Source organism: Bradyrhizobium sp. BR13661, from assembly GCF_029892425.1.
In the GTDB taxonomy this organism is placed as follows: Bacteria; Pseudomonadota; Alphaproteobacteria; order Rhizobiales; family Xanthobacteraceae; genus Bradyrhizobium.
In genome coordinates this window covers 109,808-135,798 of sequence record NZ_JARXWB010000005.1, presented here as the reverse complement: position 1 = coordinate 135,798, position 25,991 = coordinate 109,808, and the positions used below count along the sequence as shown (strand labels likewise).

Annotated in this window: 20 protein-coding genes; 11 read left to right on the top strand and 9 right to left on the bottom strand. The window is 59.8% G+C overall.

The window, feature by feature from the left end:
• Window positions 1–365: 365 nt before the first annotated feature.
• The 10 genes from M2427_RS10280 to M2427_RS10235 are packed head-to-tail and all read left to right on the top strand — an operon-like array spanning window position 366 to window position 8,558.
• Complete coding sequence (locus M2427_RS10280; protein WP_280706165.1) at window positions 366–2,063, top strand: GspE/PulE family protein; 1,698 nt, start codon at window positions 366–368, stop codon at window positions 2,061–2,063.
• Between the two features lie 4 nt (window positions 2,064–2,067).
• Entirely contained in the window at window positions 2,068–3,276 is a 1,209-nt protein-coding gene (locus tag M2427_RS10275) for a type II secretion system F family protein (RefSeq protein WP_280706164.1), read from the top strand.
• Window positions 3,277–3,293: 17 nt separating this feature from the next.
• Window positions 3,294–3,791, top strand: coding sequence for a type II secretion system major pseudopilin GspG (gene gspG / locus M2427_RS10270; protein WP_280706163.1), 498 nt, complete (start codon window positions 3,294–3,296; stop codon window positions 3,789–3,791).
• On the top strand, window positions 3,784–4,248 hold the full coding sequence (locus tag M2427_RS10265; RefSeq protein WP_280706162.1) for a prepilin-type N-terminal cleavage/methylation domain-containing protein: 465 nt from the start codon (window positions 3,784–3,786) through the stop codon (window positions 4,246–4,248). The genes gspG and M2427_RS10265 overlap by 8 nt, the downstream gene beginning before the upstream one ends.
• Window positions 4,220–4,630, top strand: coding sequence for a prepilin-type N-terminal cleavage/methylation domain-containing protein (locus M2427_RS10260; RefSeq protein ID WP_280706160.1), 411 nt, complete (start codon window positions 4,220–4,222; stop codon window positions 4,628–4,630). The genes M2427_RS10265 and M2427_RS10260 overlap by 29 nt, the downstream gene beginning before the upstream one ends.
• Entirely contained in the window at window positions 4,627–5,337 is a 711-nt protein-coding gene (locus M2427_RS10255) for a type II secretion system protein (RefSeq protein WP_280706159.1), read from the top strand. Before M2427_RS10260 ends, M2427_RS10255 begins: the two co-directional genes overlap by 4 nt.
• Window positions 5,334–6,263, top strand: a complete 930-nt coding sequence (locus M2427_RS10250; RefSeq protein ID WP_280706158.1) for a type II secretion system protein GspK — start codon at window positions 5,334–5,336, stop codon at window positions 6,261–6,263. The genes M2427_RS10255 and M2427_RS10250 overlap by 4 nt, the downstream gene beginning before the upstream one ends.
• Window positions 6,264–6,265: 2 nt before the next feature.
• Window positions 6,266–7,342, top strand: coding sequence for a PilN domain-containing protein (locus M2427_RS10245; RefSeq protein ID WP_280706424.1), 1,077 nt, complete (start codon window positions 6,266–6,268; stop codon window positions 7,340–7,342).
• Window positions 7,339–7,899: a type II secretion system protein GspM gene (gene gspM / locus M2427_RS10240; RefSeq protein WP_280706157.1), complete on the top strand. Its 561-nt coding sequence runs from the start codon at window positions 7,339–7,341 to the stop codon at window positions 7,897–7,899. The genes M2427_RS10245 and gspM overlap by 4 nt, the downstream gene beginning before the upstream one ends.
• The gene (locus M2427_RS10235; protein ID WP_280706156.1) at window positions 7,896–8,558 is read left to right on the top strand and encodes a hypothetical protein; all 663 of its coding nucleotides are present in this window, start codon (window positions 7,896–7,898) and stop codon (window positions 8,556–8,558) included. Before gspM ends, M2427_RS10235 begins: the two co-directional genes overlap by 4 nt.
• A 1,230-nt stretch (window positions 8,559–9,788) precedes the next feature.
• Here the strand turns inward: M2427_RS10235 and M2427_RS10230 are convergent.
• From M2427_RS10230 to M2427_RS10190, 9 genes are all read right to left on the bottom strand, one after another.
• A complete protein-coding gene (locus tag M2427_RS10230) occupies window positions 9,789–11,111 on the bottom strand; it encodes a glycosyltransferase WbuB (protein ID WP_280706155.1) in 1,323 nt (440 codons plus the stop codon).
• Between the two features lie 313 nt (window positions 11,112–11,424).
• Complete coding sequence (locus M2427_RS10225) at window positions 11,425–13,812, bottom strand: glycosyltransferase family 41 protein (protein ID WP_280706154.1); 2,388 nt, start codon at window positions 13,810–13,812, stop codon at window positions 11,425–11,427.
• 53 nt (window positions 13,813–13,865) lie between these two features.
• On the bottom strand, window positions 13,866–16,121 hold the full coding sequence (locus M2427_RS10220; protein ID WP_280706153.1) for a glycosyl hydrolase family 28-related protein: 2,256 nt from the start codon (window positions 16,119–16,121) through the stop codon (window positions 13,866–13,868).
• Window positions 16,122–16,134: 13 nt separating this feature from the next.
• On the bottom strand, window positions 16,135–17,052 hold the full coding sequence (locus M2427_RS10215) for a glycosyltransferase family 2 protein (protein WP_280706152.1): 918 nt from the start codon (window positions 17,050–17,052) through the stop codon (window positions 16,135–16,137).
• Between the two features lie 153 nt (window positions 17,053–17,205).
• Window positions 17,206–18,363 (bottom strand): glycosyltransferase, encoded by a 1,158-nt coding sequence (locus M2427_RS10210; protein ID WP_280706151.1) that lies wholly within the window; start codon window positions 18,361–18,363, stop codon window positions 17,206–17,208.
• Window positions 18,360–19,805, bottom strand: a complete 1,446-nt coding sequence (locus M2427_RS10205) for a hypothetical protein (RefSeq protein ID WP_280706150.1) — start codon at window positions 19,803–19,805, stop codon at window positions 18,360–18,362. Before M2427_RS10205 ends, M2427_RS10210 begins: the two co-directional genes overlap by 4 nt.
• Window positions 19,806–19,807: 2 nt before the next feature.
• Window positions 19,808–21,100: a hypothetical protein gene (locus M2427_RS10200; RefSeq protein WP_280706149.1), complete on the bottom strand. Its 1,293-nt coding sequence runs from the start codon at window positions 21,098–21,100 to the stop codon at window positions 19,808–19,810.
• Window positions 21,100–22,110, bottom strand: coding sequence for a peptidylprolyl isomerase (locus M2427_RS10195; RefSeq protein ID WP_280706148.1), 1,011 nt, complete (start codon window positions 22,108–22,110; stop codon window positions 21,100–21,102). The genes M2427_RS10200 and M2427_RS10195 overlap by 1 nt, the downstream gene beginning before the upstream one ends.
• 135 nt (window positions 22,111–22,245) lie before the next feature.
• The gene (locus M2427_RS10190; protein ID WP_280706147.1) at window positions 22,246–23,343 is read right to left on the bottom strand and encodes a thioesterase domain-containing protein; all 1,098 of its coding nucleotides are present in this window, start codon (window positions 23,341–23,343) and stop codon (window positions 22,246–22,248) included.
• A 643-nt stretch (window positions 23,344–23,986) separates the two neighbouring features.
• Here M2427_RS10190 and M2427_RS10185 point away from each other — a divergent pair.
• Window positions 23,987–25,585, top strand: coding sequence for a substrate-binding domain-containing protein (locus tag M2427_RS10185; RefSeq protein ID WP_280706146.1), 1,599 nt, complete (start codon window positions 23,987–23,989; stop codon window positions 25,583–25,585).
• Window positions 25,586–25,991: the final 406 nt, after the last annotated feature.

Genomic DNA, 25,991 nt, shown 5'->3' with positions numbered 1-25,991 from the left:
CGCCATTCCAGTTATGAGATCGACATTGGATGAGCGTCGATGTTGGGAGCGCTTCTATTAGCGGCTAAATGTGACACTAATAGTTGGCGGGCCAGGTTGCCGGCGGGGCGAAGACGGCTTGGGCTCTCAAGCACGTTTGAATGAGCAAACCTGCCGCGATTTCGTGCAGATGTCACAGTTCGGATCGATATTGGCGGCGAGTGATCGACTGCACGACACCCGCAGGCACGTGCCGTGTGACCAGCGGGCGCGCCTAACCGCATGGTCGAGGCCGGCCTGGTGATCGGAAATGAGCGGGCAGGCGACGTGTCCGAAAAACATTCCGAGATGATGCCTCGGTGCACCGGCGAAACTGGAAAAGATGGATGGCCAGCGACGATTCAATGCGGTTCGTTGAGCATCTTCGTCAGAAGAATTATCTGACGAAGACGGCGAGCAACGCCGAACTCGCCGAGCAAGCGGCCTCCGACCATTCGCGAGGCGAACTTCCCGGTAAGCTCTGGGAGCATACCAATCTTTCGTCGAGCGATTTCGCGGATGAGGTCGCACGTTTTTATGGCCTGGAGCGCGTCACACTCCAGGAAATGCTAGCCGCTGTTGCCGAGATTCAGCCATTTGCGCCACGCTTTCTGCGCGAGATGACGGTGTTTCCCTATCGGTCTGCCGAGGGGAAAGCATTGCTCGCGGTGGCGGACCCCGCCGAAACGGCCGCCATGCGTGCCGCCCAGATCGTTCTCGGAGCCGACATCGCGGTCAAGGTTGCGTCATTCGAAGACATCGCAGTCGCCCTCGATCAGCGTCTCGGCAGTAACGACACCCAGATCCAGGGCGAGGGCGAGGAAGCATTCCGGCCGCGTGACGACGATATCGAAAGTCTGCGCGATCTCGCGAGCGGTGCGCCCGTGGTGCGCGCGGTCAACGACCTTCTGGAGAAAGCGGTCGAGCTGCGCGCAAGCGACATCCATATCGAGCCAATTCATGCCGGGCTTGTGGTTCGCATGCGCATCGACGGTCTGCTGCGACCCGTCGCGGCTCCGTCAGGCGTGTTACCGCAGGCCGTGATCTCGCGTATCAAGATTATCGCCAGTCTTAATATCGCCGAGCGGCGCCTGCCGCAGGACGGATCTGCCCGGTTACGGGCCGGCCGCTCGGAGATTGATATTCGTGTTGCGATCATGCCGACGCAGCATGGGGAGTCCGCCGTTATCCGTATCCTGCCGAAGGACCGCGGTCTGCTGGTTGTCGAAAAACTGGGATTCTCGCCGGCAGACGAGACCAAGCTCCGGCGAATGTTGACCCTGCCTCACGGCATGATCGTCATTACCGGTCCGACCGGAAGCGGCAAGACGACGACGCTTGCGACGGTTTTGTCGATCCTGAACACGCCAACCCGGAAAATCCTGACGATCGAGGATCCCGTCGAGTACGAAATTCCCGGTGTGAACCAATCGCAAATCAAGCCGGCGATCGGGTTGACGTTTGCTGCCGCGCTGCGTTCCTTCGTGCGTCAGGACCCAGACGTCATCATGCTCGGCGAAGTGCGTGATTCTGAAACGGCGCATGTTGCAATCCATGCCGCTCTGACCGGACACCTTGTATTGACGACGTTGCATACGGAAACAGCGGCCGCCGCCGTGCCCCGTCTGCTCGATCTCGGTGTCGAAGGATATCTGCTGCGGTCGACTTTGCAGGCTGTCATCGCGCAGAGGCTGGTTCGCCAGCTCTGCGACCGCTGCAAGGTGGCGAAGACGTTGACCGAGGCCGATCTCGACGATGATCCCCGGCTGGGCGCACTCGGATTCAAGGCAGGCGAAGAGTTCAAGGGGCCGCGCGGTTGCGAAAGATGCGGCGGTACAGGGTACCGTGGCCGTTTGGGCGTGTTTGAGGTCCTGGTCTTGACGAAGGAGCTCCGCGAGCTCATCGGCGAGAAAGCCGATGGCCGGCATATCGACGAGATGGCGATTGCCGATGGAATGACGACGATGCTTGACGACGGTATTGCCAAATGCCGCCAAGGCCTGACTTCTCCGGAGGAGATCCTCCGAGTCACAACGATACGGTGACGTCGTGCCGAACTTCCGCTATCGTGCGTTGACGCAGAAGGGCGAGATCGTGCACGGCACGCTCGCGGCCCCCACGGCAGCCGAGGTCGCGCGCCGGATCGAATATCTACAACTGCTCCCGATCGAAACGGTCCAGGAGAAGCCGGACGCAGCTGCATCCGGCTTCGGGTTTTTCAATCGACCAAGCCCTGCGGAGGTGACGACGTTCACGCGGGATCTGGCGCTGCTGCTCAAGGCGGGCGCCCGTCTGGACGACGCCCTCGAGCTGCTCGCCGGCGACGCGGACGTCGGCAGGCTGCGTCCCGTGGTGGGAAAGTTGCGAGCCGCGCTTCTGAGCGGAGAAAGTCTCGCCGCGGCGGTCGGCAATCATCCGACTTTGTTTCCGCCAATGTATGTTGCGCTCGTTCGCGTCGGAGAAGTGTCAGGGACGCTCGACAAAGTGCTCGAACTGCTCGGCGCGGAGCGAGCCCGCTCGGAAGCGATGCGTCGTAAATTGACCGACGCCATGCAGTACCCGGCCTTCGTTCTGGTCGCAGCGTTCGTTGTGATGCTGTTCTTCATTCTGTTCGTTCTCCCGCAGTTCTCTTCGGTGCTGCAGGATTTCGGTGGGAAGTCGGACTCGGCGCTGAGCGTTTTCATCCATTTGTCGGAATTTCTTCGTGGCAACGCGACCGAGGTTCTGACCGTCTCGGCGCTGTTCGTCGCGGCGGTCTGGTGGCTGCTACGCCGCCCTGGCGCTGGCGCGGCCGTCGTGGGCGCGGTCTCCCGGATTCCGGGGATTGCGAGCATCTTTCAGTTTTACCGGACTACGCTGTTCTGCCGTAATCTCGGCGTTCTTCTCGGCAGCGGCGTCGATCTCTCAGCAACGCTGCGCATCCTGGTCGATATCATGGCGGTCACTGGAAGCGTGGTGACGTGGTCGGCAGCTGCGGACCGTGTGCGTCACGGCGGCAAATTGTCGGATGCTCTTTCGGCGTCGAACAATCTTCCGCCAATGGCGGTCCGCATGTTGCGACTGGGCGAAGAAACCGGCCAGTTGCCATCGCTTGCGGGCCGCGTCGCCGAATTCTATGAGGCGAAGCTGCAGCGCAGCCTCGACCGCATCGTCGGTATCATTGGGCCGCTCGCCATCGTTACCATAAGTACCGTTGTCGGCGGCTTGATCGTATCAGTCATGACCGCGCTGCTGTCGGTCACCCAACTTGTCGGCTAGCCCTGAGGAATTGCGCCATGAATTCGAACAAGCAAGCGAACCTGTTTTTTGCGCTGCGTCCGCGCCGCAGGTATCGGGACAATCCGGGTCAGCAGGGCTTTACATTGGTCGAAATGCTCGTCGTGATCACGATCATCGGCCTGATCATGGGCCTGATCGGCCCTCGTGTCCTGAACTATCTCAGCGAGTCGAGGGTCAAGGCCGCGAAGATCCAGCTGCAGAGCTTCAGCAGCGCGCTCGATCTGTTCTACCTTGACGCTGGCCGCTTCCCGTCAACGGCGGAAGGACTGGTCGCACTGGTGCAGCCGACACCGGGCGTCGACGGCTGGAATGGGCCGTATCTCAAAGGTGGTGCCGTCCCCAGCGATCCCTGGAACAAACCGTATGTTTATCGGTCGCCGGGAGAGCGCGGACCCTATGATATCATGTCTTATGGTTCCGACGGCCAGGAGGGCGGCACCGGCACTGCGAGCGATATTTCGCTGGAGAACCTGAAGAGCGCCAAAAATGAATAGCGAGGCCGAGCACGGCTTTACGCTGATCGAGATGGTCTGCGTGATCGCGATCATCGCGATGCTGGCCGCGGTGCTGTTGCCTCTCGTTCCACGTCAGACGTCCCGTGCGCGCCTGCAGGCTTATGCCGTTGAGGCCGCGACGCTCCTGAAGGCCGATCGCATCGCGGCAATGCGGCGCGGAGTGGACGTCACCACGCTCGTGGATGCAGGGTCACGTGTGATCCGCTCCGGCACGACGTCGGAAAGCATCCGTATCCCGGACGACGTTCGTTTTGACGCTCTGTTGCCGCAGAGCTGCCGGCAGCGTGCGTCGCTTTCGACAATCAGCTTTTTTGCAAACGGCATGTCGTGTGGCGGCACAATCGCGCTGACGCGGCTCGATGCAGGCTACGAGGTTCGGGTTAACTGGCTGACCGGGAGGATCGAGATTGTCTCGCGCAGTGTCACCACGGATTGACGAGTCTGAAGCCGGCTTCACGGTTATCGAGGTCTTGATCGCGCTGGCGATCGTGGCCGTCTCTATCGTTGCCATAGCGTCGGTCATGTCTGCGAACGCGCGCGGCGTGCAGTCGATGGGAGAGCATGTTGCCCTGGTGCAGTCGGCACGGCGGATCATGAATGCTCAAATTCCGCTGCGCAAGGAACTCGGACCCGGGGCGTTGTCGGGCGCGATCGACGGCTATCAATGGCGGATAGAGATCAGCCCCATGAGCGACTGGATTGCGCCGGATACCGATGCCCCCTTTGTTCCGCATCTCGTCAAAATTCGCGTGCGATCGGCTTCTGGCGCCGAATACGATCTTCAAACGGTTCGCCTGGTGGGTACGCCGCGTCAATGAGAAGCTCGGTCACAAACAGCGGGCAGGGCAAGGATGGCTTCACGCTCATCGAGACGCTGGTTGCTCTGGCATTGATGGGCCTGGTGCTGTCGGCCCTTGCGAACATTACCTCGCAATGGTTGCCGAGCTGGAATCGCGGCTTTGACCGCATTCAGCGCACCGAAAGCGTCAGCCTTGCGTTGCAGAGAATTTGCGACGACCTTGCTGCCTCGGAGTATATGCCGGCCAATCGCGACCAGTTGCTGTTCGAGGGCTCGGAAAAGTCCGTGATCTTTGTGCGAACGGCGCTAGGACCCAATGTCGGGCCAGGACTAGACATCGTCCGGATCGGTGAGACCACCGATCGCAGCGGCCTTGTGACGGTCCGTTCGAAGTCGCCGTTCAGGGTGCTCCAGCCAGCCTCGTCGCTGTCCGAGCAGATCCAGTTCGGCGATCCGGTCGTGCTGATGCGCGCGCCGCTTCGGCTGTCTTTTGCCTATGCGGGGCGCGATCGGGCCTGGAAGAACAGCTGGCACGAGAAGGAATTGCCGGCTGCAATCGCTCTGACGGTTCGCGATGCTGCAACCGACCGTGTGCTGTCAGTCTCGACGGTGGTGTCGATCCACGCCGAGGCACCGGCCGTAGATCCAAACAAGGCGACGGAGGATGCCAAGGATGCTCCGAAGCCTGCCGCAGACGCTGCGGCTGCGCAGGACAGAACGCAATGATCCCGAAATCCAACCGCACCGATGTTGCGGCAGAGCAGGGCTTCATCATTGTCGCCGTGCTTTGGATCCTGGCGGCACTGGCGGCGCTGGCCACCATTTTTGCGATTTATCTCTCCAATACGGCGCAAGCGCTTGCAGTGAGTGATACCGCAGTCGAGGCCGAGGGACTGGTTTCGGCAAGTGTCGAGCTGACGGCCTATCAGCTGTTGTTGTCGAAGCCCAACGAGCGGGCTGCGGATGGATCCTTCCAGTTTCGATTGGGTCACGGTGATGTCGTCGTCTCGTTCGTGTCGGAGGGGGGGCGTATCGATCTCAATGGGGCGTCGAAGCAGTTCCTGGCCAACCTGCTCTCGGTCCTTGGGGCGGATCGGGAGCAAGCCGACCAGTATGCCGAACGCATCGTCGCCTGGCGGTCTGTTCCGAAAGCGGATTCCGCTGATAATGAGCCTTCGCTCTACCGCGCCGCAGGTCTTGCCTATTCTCCCCGTCAGGCGCCGTTCGCCCATGCGAAGGAACTGGCGCTGGTCCTTGGGATGCCCCCGGTTCTGGTCGAGCGCGCTCTGCCGTTCGTCACGGTTTTTACAGGGGCGTCCAAGGTCGATGTGCTGGTGGCTGCGCCCGAAGTCATTGCCGCGCTGCCGGGCATGACGCCGTCGGGGGTGGACGGGTTCCTGAAAGAGCGGCCAACCCTGGGAAAGGATCAAGCGGCGATCGCAGCAGCGCTCGGTCCGGCGCAGAAAGAAGCAGGGATCGAAAAGAGCAATATCTTTCGGATCCTGACGACCATCAAGTTCGCTTCGGGCCGTCGAACGGCGTCGGAAGTTGTGATCAGACTGGGCGGTAAGGAAGATCCTTATCAAATTCTGTCTTGGCAGGATGACGTGACGGCCGTCGACAGAGGTCCACGAAGGCTAGCGGGTGGTTGACCATGATCGCTGAATTCAAAGAGCTGTTTGAAGAGTGGATTGCGGTCGTTGCTCGGACCATCAATTCTGTCGGCGGGCGGCTCTTGTCCCAACCGCTGGTGTCGTTGATCGAAGGCGACGACGATATGTTGACGGCAAGAATGGCGCCTGTTCGGAAGGGCCCTTCCTTGCCGGATCTGTCCTTTCGACTTTCGAGCGGCCAGCCAGTCCCAGCGCTTCCGGCTGATTGGGAGAAGGCGCTTCGCGGCAGCCGGGTCGAAATCCTCGTGAAGCCGGGCAAAGTCCTGTTTCGACCTCTGGACTTTCCGAAACAGGCGGCGGATTTCCTCGATGGCATGATCCGCGCGCAGATCGATCGATTGACGCCGTGGACCGCGAGCGATGCCGCCTTCAGCTGGAGCTCGCCATCCGACCTCACGAATGATCGAATCCAGCTCACGCTTGCTGCGACGTCGAGAACGAGAATTCAGCCGCTCGTCCGGTTCGTGAGCGATATGGGTGCAGCATCTGTCGCCGCGTTTGCCGAACCGCCGCCCGACCTGGGCACGCCAGACAGGTTCAGGATCTTCGAGGTACCGTTGCAGAGCGCCTTCGGTCAGAAGATCGATTTGCCGCGCATCTTGCGCATCACGATACTATGTTGCGGGCTCGCGGCTCTGGTTGCGCAGGCAGCTTCGGTCTACGAGGGCGGAGCGCTCGAGGACGAGAATCAGCAGCTTTTGCGACGGATCTCGGAACGGCGCGCGTCGTTGCGTCTCAGCCAGAATGCTATAGGCGGATCGGCACAGGAACTGCTTGCAAAGCGGAAGCAGACCACGCCTTCCAGCGTCATGGTGCTTGAATCGATGTCCAGGGCCTTGCCGGACAACACCTATGTCACGGAGCTGCGGATCGAGGGCGACAAGGTCCAGGTTGTTGGCATTTCGCAGGACGCACCGTCGCTCATCCGACTGATTGAGCAGTCGCCGCAATTCTCCCGGGCAACGTTCTTCGCGCCCACCACGCGCGGACAGAACGATCCAGGCGAGCGCTTTCACATCGAAGCGCGCATCACACCGTACTTTGGATCTGGCACATGAATGTCGTTGCGGTCTTGAGAAAGACATTCGTGGCGTCGCCTTTGTTGGCGGCGACCGTGTACGTGGCTCTCGTAATTTCACTGCTGTTCGCCGTGATCATCTCGATCGCGGGTCTCGCCAGTCAGCGCGCTGAAGTCGCCTCGTCGGCCGCGATGCTCGAGCAACTCGAAGGCCACGCGACGGCCACCGGGAGGAAGTCGACGGATGCGGACGTGCGTTCGGGCTCGCCATTTCTCGAAGGAGCGACAGTTACAGTCGCCGGTGCCGCCCTTATCCAGCGTGTCGCGGGTTCAGTCACCAAATTCGGCGGCAATGTTCTGTCATCTCAACTCGAGTTGAAAAGCCCGCATGCCAAGGCAGGATTTCTCAGCATCCTGGTGAGTTGCGAAATCGATCAGGCGGGATTGCAGAAGCTGCTTTACGACCTCGAGGCCGGCATGCCGTTCTTGTTTGTTGATCAGCTCGCGGTTCAGGCTGCGACGTCTGCTTCCGGTTCGGGAAGCGGAAAACTGCGGACCTTGCTGGCAGTGTCCGGGCAATGGCAGGAGACCAAATGATGCTTCGGGGGGCAGTGGGCATCGTCATCCTGCTGATGTCTGCGTATGGCGCCCGTGCGCTGACGTCCGGCGCGGCGGACGAGTTGGACGACGATGAACGCGCTAGCAGATCTGCCGCGGTATCGACCATCTGGGACAAGCCCGCCCCCCCGATCCGTGTTGTCGTGCCGCAAGTCACGCCCGCCCCCCCACCGGAACGACCGCTTGGCGCCAATCCGCTGTGGGCTCTTCCGCTCTCGGCCCTTTCAGCCACGCGCGACCGGCCAATGTTCTCGCCGGAACGGCGGCCACCGATCGCTGCTGTCGCGCCGACCCCGATTGCGCAGCCGGCCGCGGTACAGAAACCGCGAGATCCCGAACGTCCGCAGCTATCATTGATCGGCACGGTCGTTAGCAGCGACGAACGTTTCGGCCTCTTCCTTGATCAAATGACCCAAGCGGCACTCCGGCTGAGGATGGGCGAGAGTTATCGGGGCTGGAACCTGCGATTGATTCAAGGCCGGGAAGCGACTTTGGAGAAAGATCAGGAAGCCGTCATTCTCGCTTTGCCGCAGCGAGGGGCGGAGCAGTCCGCCGGCGAGGTCCGTTTCCCCCCTGCGAACGGCAACAAACTGCCGTTGGAAAAGTCATCATGGCCTAGTCCGCTCAGCAGCAAATGACTGAGACTTAACGTCATATTTTCAATAACAATGCCAGCGTAAAACGCGCCGCCATATCACTGGGCGCTTTGGTAACTCCGATGGCTGGCGTGCGAGTTTTGCGATCGGATTTGCCGAGGGTTGGGGTTCGCGACCGCACTTTCAGATCTGCGCGCGCTGAACGAGGCCTTGCCAGCAGGCGAGTGATCGCTGAGTTGCGGATATGGAGCGCCTCTGAGAGCTGCCTGGTACGATGCGGCTTGATATCATTGCGGCGCGGTACGTCGGTATAAGTATGATATGTAACGCCAGATCGCGGGCTGCTTCGCGGCCCACCCAAGAACTCGGAGTTTCCGATGCTGCTGGAGACCCCGAATTATGGAAAGTTGCGAAATGATACGGCCCAGCGTCGTTCTATTGACCGGCCTGATGCTCACGGGAAGTGCCGGCGCGGCTGTGGAGTCTCCGCTAGTCTCTGATCCGAGGGAAGTCGTGGCGCCGAAGCAGGGCCGAGCCGAGACGAGAGGCGTTGCGCCGGCATCCCGGCCATCACAGGCCCTGCGAGGTAATCCGCTCGCTGGCATCTCGCTTGGGTCGCTGAACGAGACCCGTGCGCGCCCTCTGTTTTCATTGTCGCGACGTCCGCCGCCACCCGTTGCTGCGGCCGTCGAACCAAAGGCTCCGCCGCCGCCCCCGCCACCCCCAGAACCCGAAAAGCCAGAGCTCTCGCTGGTCGGGACAGTCACCGGGACCGATACTGGCATTGGTCTATTTCGGGATGCGGCGGGCAAGAACGTGCTGTTGAAGACAGGTGAGTACCATCAGGGCTGGATCCTCCGTGCGGTTCAGCGGCAACAGGTCATGTTTGGAAACGGCACGCGGGTGGCCGTGCTGACCTTGCCGCCGCCTGATGTGAGAAAAGCCAACGTTGGGTTGGGAGGTACGCCGGTTGCGGCGTTGCCTTTCCCCAACAAAGCAGAGCCCCCGCCATCGGGCGCCGGGAAGCCGCCTGGAATGACCGGCGGCGATCGGCCCCAGCCACCGCCGCCCGGAGAGAATCCGTTTACCCGTCTTATCCCGCGTCAGGCGAAGCAGTAGTCGGGAGGAAAGCTCTTTCGCGGTGAGCCGAATGTGCCGCGGCGGGAGAGGGGACCTCGAGTTTCTTTCGCGAGGCCGCCTGCGCCGCGCTGCGAACTCGCGCCACCGCGCCGCACCAGAGGACTGAATGGCGCCGATGGCGCAAATCCGAGATCACAGTGGTGGGCGGGCCACCATTGTGCTGCCGCGTAGCGCCTCGTCCAGCAGGCCACGTTTCCTGGCAACGGACCTCGGCTTGAAACGCTCGGAGCGCGGCGAGAGCGTTGCGAACTCCTGCTCGATCAATCCAATGATCGTTGCACGATCCCAGTTCTGCTCCGCCCGCGTGCGGCCAACTACGCCCAGACGCCGGCGCAGCGATGCGTTCTCTGCAAGCGTCATGACGGCGCCGGCCAATTTGCCCGCGTCCCCTGGCGGGACCACCAACCCCGCGTCCTGCGTCTCGAGTGCGATCCCGGTGCCGGGATCGGCCATCACGATAATTGGCCGCCCCGAAGCCAACATGCCGGAGAGCTTGGAGGGGAGTACAAGATCTGCAGCCTGCGCTTTCTGCGGCATGCAGTGAATGTCGGCAGTATTGAGGAGCTCCGAAAAGCGCTCCACGGGTTGAAGGTCGATGAAATGCACGTTGGGTAGCCCGCGTGCCAGTTCGACCAAATCCTGTTTCTTTGGACCATTTCCGCACAGGATGTAGTGGATCGAAGGGTGACTGTCGCGCGTTGCGGCGGCCGCCGTCACGATCAGCTCCAGGCCTTGCTTTTCCGATATCGCGCCGGAATAAAGCACCACGGTATCGGCGGTCTTCAGCCCGAGACTGGCACGAAGGCGAGTGTCCCTGTCGCCCGGAACGATCATGCTCAAATCGCTCCAGTTCCGAATTTGCAGTAGCCTTTCCGCATCGACGCCCTTGCGCTCGAGTCGGCTGACCATCTGGGGAGAAATCGTCGAAACGCGATCAAACGAGCGAAATATTTCGCGCTCGAAGCCAAGCCCCAACCGGCGGAGAATATCGTTCCGCAGCAGACCGAGCTCGAATGCTGCGTCGATCTCAAGGTCTTGAACATGCAGCCAGGCGGGAACGCCGATAGTCCATGCGGCTAGCGCTGCGATGGGCGCCGAGAGCAAGGACGGCGCGACAGTGAAAACGACGTCGGGACGCCACCGAACTGCCTTCAAAAGCATCGGCGCGAGGCTCGAAATCGAAAAGGAGGCGTGGTGCAAAAGCCGTTTGGATCCCGACGGTTGGCTTGGCACATAGATTGGTGAACGGGTAACCTGGACACCATTCAATGTTTCAACATTATACCACAGCGAACGATACTCCGGTCGAATGCTCCAGTCGGGATAATATGGGGGGGCGGTTAGAACCCGAACCTCATGACCGCGTGCCACCAAGCCTTCGCAGAGTTCGGAATTGTACTTCGCGACACCTACTAGATCGGGTGCATAGTTGATCCCGCAAAACAGAATGCGCATGAGCAAAAGTCTCTCTGCATCGCGCTTCGTCGGCTGGAAACGCTGATTTTATTGGGAGTCAGCCCGCGATTACCCTGCGCATCCGCATGGTGATCTGCTGTTCGTGGAACCGTAATGATGCCTAATAACATATTAATGACGTTATTTGTTATCGATGAACATATTAACAGCCGGATAACTCCGTCCGCGATGAATTCACATGTAAATGATATCAAGCGGCGAACCTGAATTTTCGGCAAGAGGAGAGCCGAATTCAAACGCTCCTCCGTCGGCAACGGAGGAGCGCCGGCCGGAGCAAACCGGCGTTCTTTGCTCAGACGGAAATGTGATCTGGTGGCAGGCCGGCGCTGTGGCGCTGGTACATCTTCAAAAGCAGTGCCTCGACATGCGCGGTGGCAAGCCGGGTGTCGAACAAGGGCGTCGTCAGGCGATTGCTGGCCAGCTTGCGCTTGATTTCCTTCAACCTGGCAGGTTGCTGAGCAAGCTCGATCGCAAGGGCTTCATAGGCCTGGGGCGTCGTCGTCACGAGCTCGGGAAGATCAATCGCTTGCAACAGGCTCGCCGCCACTCTTCCGGCGAACGTTTCGCCGAGACAGGTCAGCACGGGCACACCGGCCCACAGAGCATGGCAAGCCGTCACATGGGCGTTGTAGGGCAGAGTATCGAGAAATATGTCGGCCAGGCGATGTCTCGCCAGGTGATCGGCCAGGAGCGGCATCCTTTCGGCGAAAACCAATCGCTCGGCGTTGATGCGTCGCGCAACGGCCTCGCTTTGCAGATTGCGCGTCGCCTCAGGATTGTCATTTGACAGCCACAAGACGCTTCCTTCGACCCGGTCGAGGATCCGCATCCAGGAGTCGAAAACGCCGGGCGTTATCTTGTAGGCGTTGTTGAAACAACAAAATACCACACCATGTGACGGAAGCCCGAATTCCGCGCGCGTGACCGCAAGGTCCGAAATTGCCAACGTCGCGTCGTTGACCAGGTAGCTGTGTGGGAGGTAGGCGACCTTTTCCGCGTAGCACGGCCGTTGATCCTCGGGGATCACGATCCGGTCGGCCATGATGTAATCCATGTACTCTGCGGCCGACGTTCCCGGATAACCGATGTAGTTGATCTGGATCGGCGCGCATCGCCTGGCAAAAATGCCCGGTCGCGCACCGCCGGTCAAACCGTTCAGGTCCACCAGGATATCGATTTCCCGTTCCTTGATGAGTTCAGCGATTTGCTGGTCGCTCTGCTCGCCTGCGTCGATGAAATGCTCGAAGGAACGCTCCAGCCGGCGCCGAATATCCCAATCTCCGCCGGATCCGAGCGATATTCCCGTTATCTCGAAGCGGGACTTATCGTGCTGCTCGAACATCCCCGCCATCACAAAGGCGACCGGATGCGGCTTGAAGTCCGCGGAAACATAGGCGAGCCGAATGCGTTCATGGCAATACCGCTCGCCCCGCCAGAGCGGCGTATTTGAGGCGGGATACCGCTTTTCGATCCACTGCCTGGCGCAGTGAAGCTGATCTTCCGAAGATGACGGAACACTGAGAAACTCGAGGGGATGCGAGACCAGTTTCCCGGCCCGGCTCAGGGAAATCAGCCGGTCAAAATCGTCGTCAAGATCGCGCCACAGGCAGAGCTGCATCTTCATCCGGATACGAGAGCTCTCCCAGCCTGGGCGGTCAGGCTCTATGGAAATCGCGCGCTCGTAGGCCGACAGCGCCTCGCTGTAGCGCTTCAGCCCTTCCAAGACATTGCCACAGCCGAACCATGCATCGGCGAGGTCAGGCTGCAATACCCGCGCCTTGTCGTAAGCAGCCAGGGCGTCGTCATAAAATCTGAGTGTATAGAGAACATTGCCCTTGCCCAGCCAGGCAGTCGCGAGGCGGGCATTCAGGGACAGCGCCCGCTCATAAGCCGCAGTGGCTTCGTCATATCGGGTCAGCGAAAAGAACAAATTTCCGCGCGCGAGCCATGCCTCGGAGAGGCTTGGGTCGATCGCGATGGCCTTGTCGTAGGCCGCAAGAGCCTCGTCGTAGCGTTTGAAGGCGCTGGCGACGCTGCCGCAACCAAGCCAGGCGATCGCAGCTCCCGGATTGAGCGACGCCGCCTTGGAATAGCACGCGAGCGCTTCCTCATAACGCTGCAAGTTCCAGTATACCGTTCCGCTGTTGATGTGGGCGTCGACAAACCCCGGATCGACCATGAGCGCGCGGCCGAAGCTCTCCAGGGCGGCCTCATGTTGCTTCATGGAGGCCAGTACCGAGCCACGTTCGTTGAGCGCGCCAAGGTGCTCCTTGTGAAGCAGGAGCAGTTCGTCGAATTGTCGGAGCGCATCCGGAAGCTGCCCGGTCTTGAACAATGCCATGCCGCTGTTGAGCAGCAGGATTGCGCTAGTCTTGTTGAGCTGAAGACCCTTCCGGCAGACCAGGATGGCATTCTCGAAATCGCCCGCCTGGCACAGCAAAGTCGCGTAGTTCTCGACGAACATGAGGTTAGGCGGGCTTGTCGAAAGCGAGCGTGCCATCAGAGACTTCGCTCGCTCGATATTCCCCGCCGCGGCCTCGATCGCTCCGAGATAGTGGAGGGCGTGGATGTTGCCTGGGCTCTTCCTGATGACTTGGCGGTAGAGCCTCCCGGCGTCCACCAGGTTACCCGATTGGTGCAACGACATGGCTCTCTGGAGCATATGGCTGCTGTCAACCATAGACCTGACCATTCCTCGCGCGCCGTAGTTTCCGCACCATGGTCACGGCATCCTTACCTGGAAAGACCGTTCGTGCCGTTTCGCCGTTCGATTTGCAAAATGACGCCGCGGTCCATCAGGACAGCTCCCCCTCGTGACGCACTAATCGTATTTCCCTCGATGATGATATCGCGAATGCCCGGCGAGGCCGGTGAAACGCCTTTGACTTCGATGTGGGAATCCTGGACGAGCTGGTTGCCACGCACCACGATCGCGCGGAGCAGCGGGGGTCGATTTGGTTTGTTGTCGGGCTGGATGCCCTGGACAGCGACAACAGCTTCCCCTGAGGATATCTCGCGATCCGGACCAGCCTGATACGAGTTGCCCTCCACAATGCGGTTATCGAGCAGTTGAATCTGCCAGCCCGGCTGAAAATGGAAATATATGCCCGCGCGCGCATAGAACCCGCCTGTCCTGACCGACCGGTTGCCGGCGATCACGTGATTCAGGGCCGTGCCGTAGGTCTGCGCTGCAACTCCGGTGTCTTCGAACTGATTGTCGATGATCAGGTAGTTTTGTTGCATCTGGTTGATGCAAATGACCGACGTTGCATCCAGGCTGACCTGAAGGGGTCGGTCAAGTGTTATGGCCATTTGCGACGGCGCTGGGGCTAGCGTGAACTCCGCGACGCGCGCCATTTGTCCCGCGCCGGTGCCGTCGACAACCATGACGACTGCACCTGCCCATTTCGAACTGACGACGCGGTCGTTGAGGGCGCCGAGCAGGGATATCTGGTTGGGCGCGGTGCTCTGAGCACCGCCGAAATAGTAGCCGCCTGGCCCGTCGGTGGTCACGGCCTCTCGATCACCTCCGATCATGCCCTTGAACGTATTGCGGCCGACAAAGATATTCTCGGACGCGCTGACTGCGTTCGAGAGCGTGTTGATTCCGCCGCCCGTGCCTTGCAGGTCGGCCGCACCAATCGTGTTGTTCTCGAAGATGATGCGGTTCGATCCCGTTATCGAATACCAGCCAAAGCGCCCGTTGTTCAGGATGTTGCCGGAGACAACGCCGTTGCTGACTTTCAAGAAGTAAAGCGATCGGCCCGAACCGACGACGTCGCAGTCGGACACGACGATCCGGTCGCCGCTCAATCGAATGCTGTCCGGAGAAGAAGGGTAGCGCATTTGGAGCGTTCCCATCCGCTGAAAGGTCTCCTGCGGCGTCATGTGCCCACGAAATGCAGAGGCGCGAATTCGCACGCGCCTGATCGCAATGTCAGAGGCGTCTGGCGCCGGCTCATTGCCGATCAATCCTCCGGAAATGATATGGCCGTGGTTCGAGGCGTAAATCGTCAGGTCTTCGATTGAAAAGCGCGAAGTCCCCTTGATCAGGACGTCCGGGGCGTCTGTGAAGTCGGGGAAGACCAGATTGACCAGATCGATGCGCTCACCGCGGATACTGACGCCTGGCGGAATGACGAGCGTCTCTGAAATCAGATATCGGCCGCGTGGGAAGTAAACAGTTCCTCCGCCCTTTTCACTGGCTGCTTCCAGCGCCAGCCGGATTGCACGAGTGCAGTTGGCCTTGCCGTCGCCCACCGCGCCATAAGCGCGAACGTCGAACGACGGGCTCTGGTCCGGAGCGGACGCACGAACCTCGATCGAGCCGGCATCGACCCATTCGCCATCACCCCCATCGCCGTTGGACAGCCGTGCAAGATACCGTCCCGCCTTCGCGTCGTTGGGCAATTGGAACGTGGCTTGCCACATGCCGCCGGCAGTCAGAGTAGGTTTGACAGCGGCGCCTCCGCCATCGGGCGTGAGCACGAGCCTTGCACGGTCGGGGCGTCGGACGATGTTGCGGCCGAATATCCGCAGCCATTCACCGGGAGAGGCGGCCTCGCCGAGATTGCCCTGTGTCCAATAGACGGTCGGCAAGTTGAGGTTGGCGGAAAACGCGCCGTCCGGATAGCGAAGCGTGAAATGATAGAGTCCAGCAGCGAAGTCCTTTGGAATTACGAATTTCAGAGATTGCGAATTTGGTTGAAGAATGTCGACCGCCTTCGCAGCCGTCGACCCGGCGCCGGATTCCGCATCTTGCAGGCGGCTAACCGTCGCGCCGGTGACCTTGTCGAGGGCGTCGCCCGTCACGACGACGGTATCGTCGGGGCCGACAGGATCGTTGAACCAGAACACCGTCGGCTGCGCGAGCACGCTGGCGCAGCACATAAGCTGCACGCTTGCGAGAACTGCAAAGAAGTGCGGGAGCGCGAGTCTGCGACGACGCCGCGTCGTCGGATATGGCTGCGAGCTGAATCTGATGGACACGACGGATCAACTTTCAAGGATCGATGGCTAGACCGGTCAACCGGCGAAGCGCCGCTTTGACAGCTACGGGATCATTAATCCCGGAGATGGCATTCTCGAGCTCGTCGACTTTTGCGCCGACCAGGAACCGGTACCAAAGGCCTTGAAGGCTGTGGTAGACGAGACCCTCCTTGCCGTCGAGAAATCCGAGCTGGATGAAATAGCGGTACAGGAAATAGGCCGGCGTGCTGATCTGGTAGGGGATCCGGTTGTAGAATTTCTCTTTGACCCGCCTTTTGATGGCTGCCTGCGACGAACCATCCTGCAGGCCCGGGCTCCCGTTACGCGTTGAGGTCCCGCGACGATGGTTGATGACTTCGATCGCTTCGCGCGTGGCGTAGCGATTATGCTTGTCTGTGAAGAAAGTCAGATCATTCAGGTTGTGATCGGCAAATCCGCCGTCGAATGTCACGGTGCGACCGCCCCAGACGAAGATGTGTTCGTCCATCCAGCGATCCTCGACGCGACCGTAACCGCGGCGCCAGATACGCAGCAAGATCAGGGGATAACGACCGCCGTGACGTATCCAGCGGCCAAGAAAGATGTGCTTGCGCTTCAGGTTGACGCCGACCACGTCCTTGCCAAGCTCAGGCAATTGCTCGTTGATGCGAGCGGCCAGATCTGGCTCGATCACTTCGTCGGCATCGAGGCGCATGATCCAGGTGGCGGTGATCGGAGCGTTTTCGAGCGCCCATTGGAACTGCTTGGCCTGATTGATGAACGTGTTCGCGAGAACGGTTGCTCCAGAACTCCGCGCGAGCTCCACGGTTCGGTCGGTGGAGAAACTGTCGATAACGAAGACTTCGCTGGCGATGCCCGCGACGGATTCCAGCGCGCGAAGAATATGCTGCTCTTCGTTGTAGGTAAGAACGACGACGGCAAGGTCAGCCATGGCGCGTCCGGTCAGTTCGAATTGAAGGGTAGCATTGTATCCGACGGCTCGATCGATCGGGGCAAGGCCAAAGGGGCCTGCTACGCAACCGCCTATCTATCGTCGCAATACGCATTGGACCGCTTCCAATGCCGAGAATTGGCGCGTGGCGCGTCATTGGGCCATCGCGTCGCGGTATAGCGCCAATGCCTTGGATGCGACAGCTTGCGCGCTGTAGCGTTCCAGGATCAAGGCTCGGGCTGCATCGGACTTTTCCGCCCGTTCTTGAGGCGGCATTGATGACGCGGAGGCCAGTCCTCGCCGAATGCTTTCCTCATCAAAGCCGATCTCCAAAGCAGCGCCGGAATCAAAGCCCGCCGGCAGGTTGCACTCCGGCGTCATCAAGACCGGTTTGCCCGCAGCCCACGCCTCAAGCACACTCATAGGCAAGCCCTCGCTCATTGATGGCAGAACGAAGAAGGTTGCTGCGGCGAATGTGCGCCTCTTGTCTTCACCGTATTGAGCTCCTGTGAAAACGACGTTGCCATGCCGATTGTGGAGTTCGGCGACGCGGTCTTCGAAGCCCTTCAAACCGTCGATCCACCCGCCAAACACGAGTGCCGATCGATCCCGGAATGAGGCGTCGCTGGAGCACAGCTGATCCCAGGCGGAACATAGCTCGATGCAGCCCTTCCGTTGGTGAATCCGGCCGAAATAGAGGTAGATATCACGTCCCTGGAACTCGTCGCGCCACCAGCGGGGCCAGCCGTTTGCCGGCTCGAACGGCTCGACGTAATTCGGGATGATGCGTACACGCGGGCTCGACGCAAAGTCAGCGACGTCCATTCCCTCGCTCTCTGTCAGAACGTGGAATAGCGCGGCCTTGCGCAGAAACCGGTTTTGATAGAGTGACGATACGATCCATTTGAGAACAGGGGAGCGTTTCCGGACCCAGGCCTCCAACATGCCATGTGGCGTGACGACGTAAGGTCTTCCCTTCAACAGAGCCCAAAGATAGACCGCGAAACAGTGGAATGTCCAAATGCCATGAACGTGCGCGACGTCGGCATCGGTCCGCAAGAGCGCGAACAGGATGCCGGGTGAGAAACCGTATCGGTGGGTGCCGAAAAAGCGAAAGGCGCGCACGGGCAGGGGCGTCCAATTCGAAACGTCCTGCTGATAATAGCGATCGGCCAGGGTCATGACCTCGACGTCCAGCGCTGGCTCCGCAACGGCTTTGGTCAGTAGCCGCGCGGCCTCGGCGACGCCACCGCCGGAGCGTGATATCGACGATATGACAATCAATATGCGGTAACGGCGATTTTCGGTCATGTGATCAGCGTCGTTCGGTGACAAATAGCTCGCGTCAAGGCCACCAGCACGATCAGTTGCATGAACAGCAGCGGAATGACGCCCCCGATCGGCCCCCGTATAACGATCGGCGCCGCGGCCATGAAGATATAAGAACGCAGATCCAATCCATTGATGCGCGTCGACTGCTTCAGTCCGAAAATCGTGAGAAACAGGGCAACGAAAAAGGCGCCGATCGCCACGCCGACCAGCCCCAAATCCGCATAAAACTCGCCCGCAAAAAACAACGAAAGATTGTCCGTTCCTGCAGTTCCCATTTGGACCAGCTCGGCGCCCATATCCTGAGCGATCAAGGTCTCCTTCGATGTCCAAATTGAGCGCGGAATGAAGAACAGGAGAATGCCAAGCGTCTTGCGGCCCAAAAAAAGTGGCCCGTCATGCAGCGAAGGTCCGTTATAAAGATACCGCATCTCATATACGAGCATGTCAAAAACATCGATAAACGGTGCCTTGAAAATATACTGCGATATATTGATTTGATCGGACGCTTCGCTGAGCGACATACCGTATCGGCTGGTAAAATTCAGTATCGGCATCAAAACGATGAGCCCAAACATCGCGCCGACGTAAAAGAGCGATACCGGTACCCGTCCCGACAGGAATATCAACAGCACGGGCATGTAAGCCATCAAAAGAAAAAATCGAGCTGCGTTGTAGGGATTCTGGGAGACCAGCAGGAGAAGAATGACGCAGACGCACGCGAGAAAAGATCCGATCGACCCGATGAACGATCCTCGTGGTCGGGTCTTGAAGTAGATGCAGGTAAAAAAGCAAGTGATCGCCTGGAGAGCAAGAAACGCGGTTGCAATTGGGGGGGTATCTGCACCATCAGATCGCGACTGTCGGTCGGCCAATACGTTGCCGATACCGCCCTCCAGCAAAACGACCGCAAGGAAAGCCAACACATTGAGCAAGAGCAGAACGATCAGGGGGTGATCGTTCAGTCGGTAGTTGGCTTGCTTCGTGCCAGGGTAGAGTTCTGACGCCATCACGGTCGTGATGCTGGCGACAACGAGGAACACGAAGACAATTAGTTCGGCGGTAATGATTTCTGTGTCGTCGAAATAGAGACCGCCGACAGGCCCGTTGTTGTCGAAATATCCCAATCTCAGGGACTGGCAGGGCGCGATGACGAAAAACAGATAGACGATGAGCCAGATCATGTCTTGCGCTTTAGCGTAACTACCCTTGATTCTTGCGATGTTGAAGCAGCAGACGACAAACACCGGCAATGTCAGCGCGAACGAGAATAACTCCGCGGAAAAGAGGACGTTCAACAGATAGTACACAGAGTAAAAGCTGAGCCTGATCGTTGTCGAAACGTTGCTCGCGGCCCCGGTTGTGACTTGATGCGGCGTTTCGAATAATGGTCTGTCTCTCTGTACCGACGAAAAAGAAGCCATTTTCAGGCCTCTCGCGCGATGGGCAGCGGATCAACTCGTTTCTCGCCGCGCAGGAAAAGATAAAGCAGCAGCATTCCAGTCGCGTGGGAGGCCATGTCTCCGAGGATCAGCGCGTAAACGCCGTAACTCGTGAGGGCAAGGTAGCTTACGACCATTCCGACGACGACAAAGATGGTAATGATAAAGGCCAGGACGGTATAGCGGCTCAGGGCTGCGAGCGCCTGCGCCACGATCCACATGATCGAGATTGTGAGGATGGTCGGCGAGAACGCGATGAGCAGCCAGCCGACCTCAGAAAAGTTGCGTTGTTTCGCGAATGTCAAGCCAATACCCGCGAATAGGGTCGCGATCGTCGAGCCAATAGCAAGAAAGCTCGCAAGCTTTTGCGCGCCGAAGATCGTCGCGAGATTGTGCTTGTCGGGCTGGGCAAATAGTTGCACCAGAGTGGGAAATTCGACGCGCAGGACGAACCCGATAAGCTGAGTCATGCCTGAAACGATCTGCTTCGCATATAGCAGGAACGCCGTGATTTCGGTCCCGAGGAACGTCGTGCTCAGCAACAGCTGGAAACGGAAGTAGAGCTGGCCTGGCAGAGTGCCGCAGAGCATGGCAAGCCCGTCTTTGACGGATCTCATCAGCCCACTGCGAGTGACCTCGGGGCGTGCAGGGCGTAGCCCATGCCGATCCAATACGCCCCACTGCAGAAGGACCGTAAGGAAGTTGCCGATGGAGAACACGCCGCCAAGTAACGCACCGGCCGTTGCTCGCGAGACATGTGGCGCGAAGATCAGCGCCACTGCTGACACAACATAGATGATAGACCCGGTCAGCCCGCTGACCCCGCTCAGCTTCAAGCCATCGAGCATGCCCGCCGCGTTGATCGCGCACAGCAGGAAACCAGGAGACGCTAGCAGCACATAGAAGGATGTAAATGGCTCGGCGGAGATTGCCATGGCGTAGATCCCACCACCGAGGACGATAAGCAGGGCGAGCATAAGCCTGACCAGGCTGGTTTCCCAGAAGATCAGGGAGATCTCCTTTCGCGACGCTTGGCCGGCGGAAAGGTGGGCAACATGACGGGCCAGAACCGTGATCGCACCCGCGTCCACGAACATCGTGCCAAGGATGGCGAACGAGAAACTCGTACCGAACGCCGCCAGGAGGTCGAGCTCACTTCGCGCGACCAGCCAGGTCTGTGCGGCGAAGATTGATCCCTGGCCGAGGCCGAAACCGCCAATCAGCAATCCAATGTTCAGAATGCGGGCCCATCGGCCGTCACGATGGATTTGTGCCACTACTTCGCTGCTTCGGTCGGCGCTTGAGTGCCAGGCGTGTCCAGGATCTCGATCTTTGCCTCTGAGCGCAGATCGGAGATGAGCTGCAACTCCGCTTTGCGGGCGATCATCGTCTCGAGCTTGTCCCGCACAGCTTCAAACGAGATCGGCTCGCGCGTTCGCTTGTCCTCAACTTTGAGGATAAACCAGCCGAACTGCGTCTTCACCGGATGGGAGACGCCGCCGCTATTGAGGGCGAAGGCTGCGTCGGCGAATTCCTGACCCATCGTGGCTCGTGTCAAATAGCCGAGATCTCCTCCATTCTGCTTGCCGGCTGGGCTCTCGGAAGTCTCGCCGGCCACGGCAATGAAGTCCTCGCCATGGGCAATACGCTCGTACGCAGCTTTGGCCTTGCCCTCGGCAGCCTTGGCTCCCGCCTCGTCCTTGAAAAGGAATACGATGCTGCGCAGGCGGAGTTCAGTCTCGGCAGGGTTCTTGGACACGACTTCGCGATATGCCGCACGTACGGCCTCATCCGTAATTGCCGCACTGGCGGTCTTCTGCAGCAGCGTATCCATCAGCGCCTTCTTGCGCGCGAATTCCACGCGGTGCTGAATGCGCTGCATATCCGCCTCGTCAGCGACGTTGCGCTTCTGGGCCGCATTGGACATGATGACCATGTCTGTCAGAAAATGCAGCAGATTCTCGCGTTTGGCCTTCTCCTCTCGCGGCTGGCCCCTGCTGAGGAATTCCTCGGCCAACGCGAGGTCGCTCTGATGGATTTCAACGTTATCGACCTTCGCGATGACGGGATCGCTCTTGGTTTGCGTTAACACCGGGTCGAGCGCCACGATCTGGGCCTGAAGGGGATCTGTTGCGAGAGTTTGCCCGCGGATCGAAGCTGGCGCCGAAACGATTGCCGCGGTCGAGAGAGCGACTGCAATCATGTGACGACTTGCGACATAAGTCCGCGATATCGAAACGTTCATCTCTACCCCACACATAGCGTTAGTTTCGCCGACATTTGCCACCTCAACCCCTTGAAACTGGAGGCCAATGCGTCGTGCCGCTCCCTTAGGTTCCGGGCCGGTCTCGCGCCAACTTAAACGAAACGAGTGCAACGTGACTGTGATGCAAGAAAGAAGGATTCATGAACACACCGCTTGTTACACTGACGCAGATCGAACCGTCCTTTCGGCCGGCTCGTTCAGGCGGCCTGCGACGGCCGCGGCGAGGCCCTTCACCAGTGGCGGCCGGATCATGTTTCCATGACGACCTTCAACTTCGATCACATCGAGCGCCCGAATGTATGGTCGCCAGATTTCTTCCGCATCGACGAGGTCACTGGAATCCGGTTTTGCCTTGAACAGGACTATTGGAACATCGATCGCCGTTGGGATGTACTTCTCGTTCGCTACGATAATGCGATCCAGCACGGCCTTTAACCTGACATCGAGGGTCGGCTGATAGGCACTTGCAAACACCGGACGATTGAAAACTGCGCCGAGGATTCGATTTCGGAGGGGGCGCAAGATATTCCGGATCGCATCCGCCCGTCTTTCGCCATGAACATTAATGAGCCCACGCAATCTCGCAGTGCTGCGTGCCCACAGATAGCGAGCCCGCTTCGCGAACGGCCAGCGCCTTTCGGCGAGAGGGGTATCGATCAGTCCGATCAGTCCGGTCCTGCGATTTTGATCATGAAGCAGGCGTCCCATCTCAAGCGCGATCAGTCCTCCGAACGAGAACCCGATCACGTTGACCGGATGATCATTCATCCGGGACGTGTGCTCAACGTAGTGGGAAGCCAAAGCCTGAATGGAATCAAGCGAGGCCTCGTCGCCGTCGAAGCCAGGCGGCTGGAGGCCCCAGGTCTTGCCTGGGTGATCGATCGCCAAGGCCAGGTTACAGGTTTCGAGGATGATCCCCCACGCTCCCGCGATGAGATAGAGCGGCGGATGGTCGTCGCTTCCATCCTTCAATAGTACGAGCGGCGACGGCCCCGGCCAGCGGCGAGCCTTGATGGCATCGGCAAGCGCCTCGACTGTTCCGAGTTTCAGGGCAACGCCGATCGGCAATTTCACGCCAAAGGCAGACTCGATCTCGTCCAGGAGACGCAAAATCCGTTTCGTGCCGACGCCGATATGAAGGAGGCTCGCATTTTCGCCACGGCCCTTCGGGCCGAGTGCACGGGTCCAGATATCAGATACGGTTCGCAGGGTCTCCGCGGATACCGTCTGGACGCCAACAGCCTGGTCTCCCATCGACCCACCTTTTCAGGACACCGCGTGGCGCCCGGCCTATGATATTAGAAACACTGGATACTTACACGGCGCGTGACAAATGATAGCTATTCAATGGCAGTCATTTTGAAGGCGCTCATTGTGATCCGGCGATGATATCCAAACAAATCAATGTTTCAGGGCTGTGACGTGCGTTGTGTCTGATTCCGCGGCAAGCACGGCCGCAGTGATCGGCCGACTTATCATAACGCTTCGTGCGCTTTCGCGATGCCGCTGTGATCGGGGACGGAGAGCTTCATCTCGATCAACTCCTGCGGGCCGCGAGCCGCAGCGGAGTCGATTGCCGGAGGTTTGCCGTGCCGGCGTCGCGTAGATCATCGCAGGAAGCGCAATGCGACGAATATGATATGCGTGTGCCGACATTATGTTGGTGCGTTGCGTTGACGATGACCATGCGATCAATCGGCCCGTTATCAACAGGGATTTTTTGCATTCGCGCGCGCGAGAATTTCGTGTCGCGTGATGTTATGTGATTTTTATCATAAATTCACAAAACAAAGGACAAAGCATCATAAGTCCCGCCTAGGGTCCGCGCACCCTACACAAGTTGTCGATCAGGACGACGTGTTTCGGGGGCGTTATAAAATCCATGGAGAATTTGGATATGCGGACTCTCAAATCTTGCATGCTGGCGGGCGTCGCCCTCGGCTGCTTCGGCCTGACCGGCGGTGCAAACGCCCAGCAGGTTTTCGGTGCCGGCTCGACCTTTGCCGCTCCGACCTATCGCCTGCTGATGGATTGCTGGGGCATTCCGGTTGACGGCGTCGGCTCCGACCATACGATCGATGCCGGCATCGTCGTGCAGCCGGTCTCGTCGCTCTGCCCGAGCGCTACGGGCGACGCCAGCGGCCGGACCGCGCAGATCCTGTTCGCTCCCGTCGGTTCGGGCGGCGGCAAGCAGGGCCTCGCCAACCACGACGGCTCGACCAACACCAGCACGGGCATCAAGACGCCGGGCGCCGCTAACACCGTCCCGTTCACGTCAACCTTCTTCTCGACCTACGGCTATCCGGCCCTGCAGTTCGCCGGCAGCGACGATCCGTGGCTGGCCTCGGACGTGGCCAAGTACAATGCCATCAGCGGCCCCAGCAAGTACGGCAAGATCCTGGAGTTCCCGGCGTTCGCTGGCGCTGCCACGATCTCGTTCAACAGCACCGGTTTGACCATTGCCAACCCCACCCCCACCGGCGGCAGCAGCGGCCTCAATCTGTCGCGTCAGGCTCTCTGCGGCATCTTCTCGGGCCACATCACCAAGTGGAACAACCCGATCCTGACCGCGCTTAACGGCGGCACCACCCTCGGCACCGGCTCGATCACCGTCGTCCATCGTACCGATGGCAGCGGCACCACGTTCATCACCACCAATGCCCTGATCACGCAGTGCGTTGGCGTGACCGGCCCGAACAGCGAGACCGACTCGCACGTCGCGTCGTATCAGTTCCCCTGGACCGACCGCGGCGTCGGCACTTCGGTCTGTAACGCGACCGCTCCGCTCAGCGCGGCTTCCGTCGGCGCCAGCACCGTCATGAACTGGCCTGATCTCGGCACCGACCAGTGCGGCGCCACGATCTCCAACCCGGGTGGTGGCACCTTCGCGACCGCGAGCGGCAACTCGGGCGTTGTCGCTGCGATCCAAGCCACGACCGGCGCGATCGGCTACTCGACGACGGACTACACCCAGCCGGTCGTTCCGACCGGTCCGAAGAACGCGAACCTCCAGAACTCCTACACGATCGCCAATTCGGGTGCTCCTGGCGTTCTGGCGTTCGTCCCGCCGACCTCCGCGACCGTGACGGCCGCGATGGACACGTCTGTGCCGTTCTTCCCGCCGATCGTCTCGGAGGCGAACGACATCACCAACACGCTCAACTGGAGCCTCCAGACCACCAATCCGAACCCGGTGTCGATCAATGCCTATCCGTTGGTCGGCTTCACCTACTTCGACTTCTATCAGTGCTTCAAGAACACCAACACTCCGGGTCTGGCGGACTCGAACAACCTGGAGACCATCTTTAGCTACCTGACCTACCACTACACGGACGCTTCGGCTGCCGCGATTATGTCGGGCCAAGGCTTCGCGCCGATCAGCCAGACCAGCCTCTCGAACTGGTACAACGCCGCGGTGACCCTGCTGTCGTCCGGTTCGTCGGCGATGAACGTTGCCGGCACCGGTGCCTGCAGCGCCGTTTCGCCGGGCGCGTAACAACGCGTCTCATCAACTGCCAGCCTCGGCTGGCAGTTGATACCTGCCACTGCTGGTGCACCCGGTCACGCCGGGTGCACTTTTTTTTGGGAGCAGCAACGCGCCGCCGCGACGGGGCGATATCGTTCACATTCACGTGGGAGCGGTGAGGCTCGGTGATGGAACATCCCGCCGTGACACTTGCCGCCCTCGGCAGATCGCCCGTCCGGCTCCCCAAGTAACGCTACGGGTCGATTAACAGTATGCGATAACACTATAAAATTGACATATAGCCGTCAGGTAATGCCGCTAAACGCTTTGTTAACGGTATTATGCCTGCCGATGATATCCAGGGCAGTGCCGACCAAGTCCGGATCGATCGGGGGAGAAGACGCGCGACGCTCTTCGCGTGATCTCCTGCGATTGC

Coding starts and splice junctions, on each gene's coding strand:
- M2427_RS10225 (WP_280706154.1), bottom strand. CDS start 13,812: ATGGTTGACAGCAGCCATATGCTCCAGAGAGCCATGTCGTTGCACCAA.
- M2427_RS10215 (WP_280706152.1), bottom strand. CDS start 17,052: ATGGCTGACCTTGCCGTCGTCGTTCTTACCTACAACGAAGAGCAGCAT.
- M2427_RS10235 (WP_280706156.1), top strand. CDS start 7,896: ATGATGCTTCGGGGGGCAGTGGGCATCGTCATCCTGCTGATGTCTGCG.
- M2427_RS10185 (WP_280706146.1), top strand. CDS start 23,987: ATGCGGACTCTCAAATCTTGCATGCTGGCGGGCGTCGCCCTCGGCTGC.
- M2427_RS10210 (WP_280706151.1), bottom strand. CDS start 18,363: ATGACCGAAAATCGCCGTTACCGCATATTGATTGTCATATCGTCGATA.
- M2427_RS10250 (WP_280706158.1), top strand. CDS start 5,334: ATGATCCCGAAATCCAACCGCACCGATGTTGCGGCAGAGCAGGGCTTC.
- M2427_RS10280 (WP_280706165.1), top strand. CDS start 366: ATGGCCAGCGACGATTCAATGCGGTTCGTTGAGCATCTTCGTCAGAAG.
- M2427_RS10245 (WP_280706424.1), top strand. CDS start 6,266: ATGATCGCTGAATTCAAAGAGCTGTTTGAAGAGTGGATTGCGGTCGTT.
- M2427_RS10265 (WP_280706162.1), top strand. CDS start 3,784: ATGAATAGCGAGGCCGAGCACGGCTTTACGCTGATCGAGATGGTCTGC.
- gspM (WP_280706157.1), top strand. CDS start 7,339: ATGAATGTCGTTGCGGTCTTGAGAAAGACATTCGTGGCGTCGCCTTTG.
- gspG (WP_280706163.1), top strand. CDS start 3,294: ATGAATTCGAACAAGCAAGCGAACCTGTTTTTTGCGCTGCGTCCGCGC.
- M2427_RS10190 (WP_280706147.1), bottom strand. CDS start 23,343: ATGGGAGACCAGGCTGTTGGCGTCCAGACGGTATCCGCGGAGACCCTG.
- M2427_RS10255 (WP_280706159.1), top strand. CDS start 4,627: ATGAGAAGCTCGGTCACAAACAGCGGGCAGGGCAAGGATGGCTTCACG.
- M2427_RS10205 (WP_280706150.1), bottom strand. CDS start 19,805: ATGGCTTCTTTTTCGTCGGTACAGAGAGACAGACCATTATTCGAAACG.
- M2427_RS10230 (WP_280706155.1), bottom strand. CDS start 11,111: ATGCGCATTCTGTTTTGCGGGATCAACTATGCACCCGATCTAGTAGGT.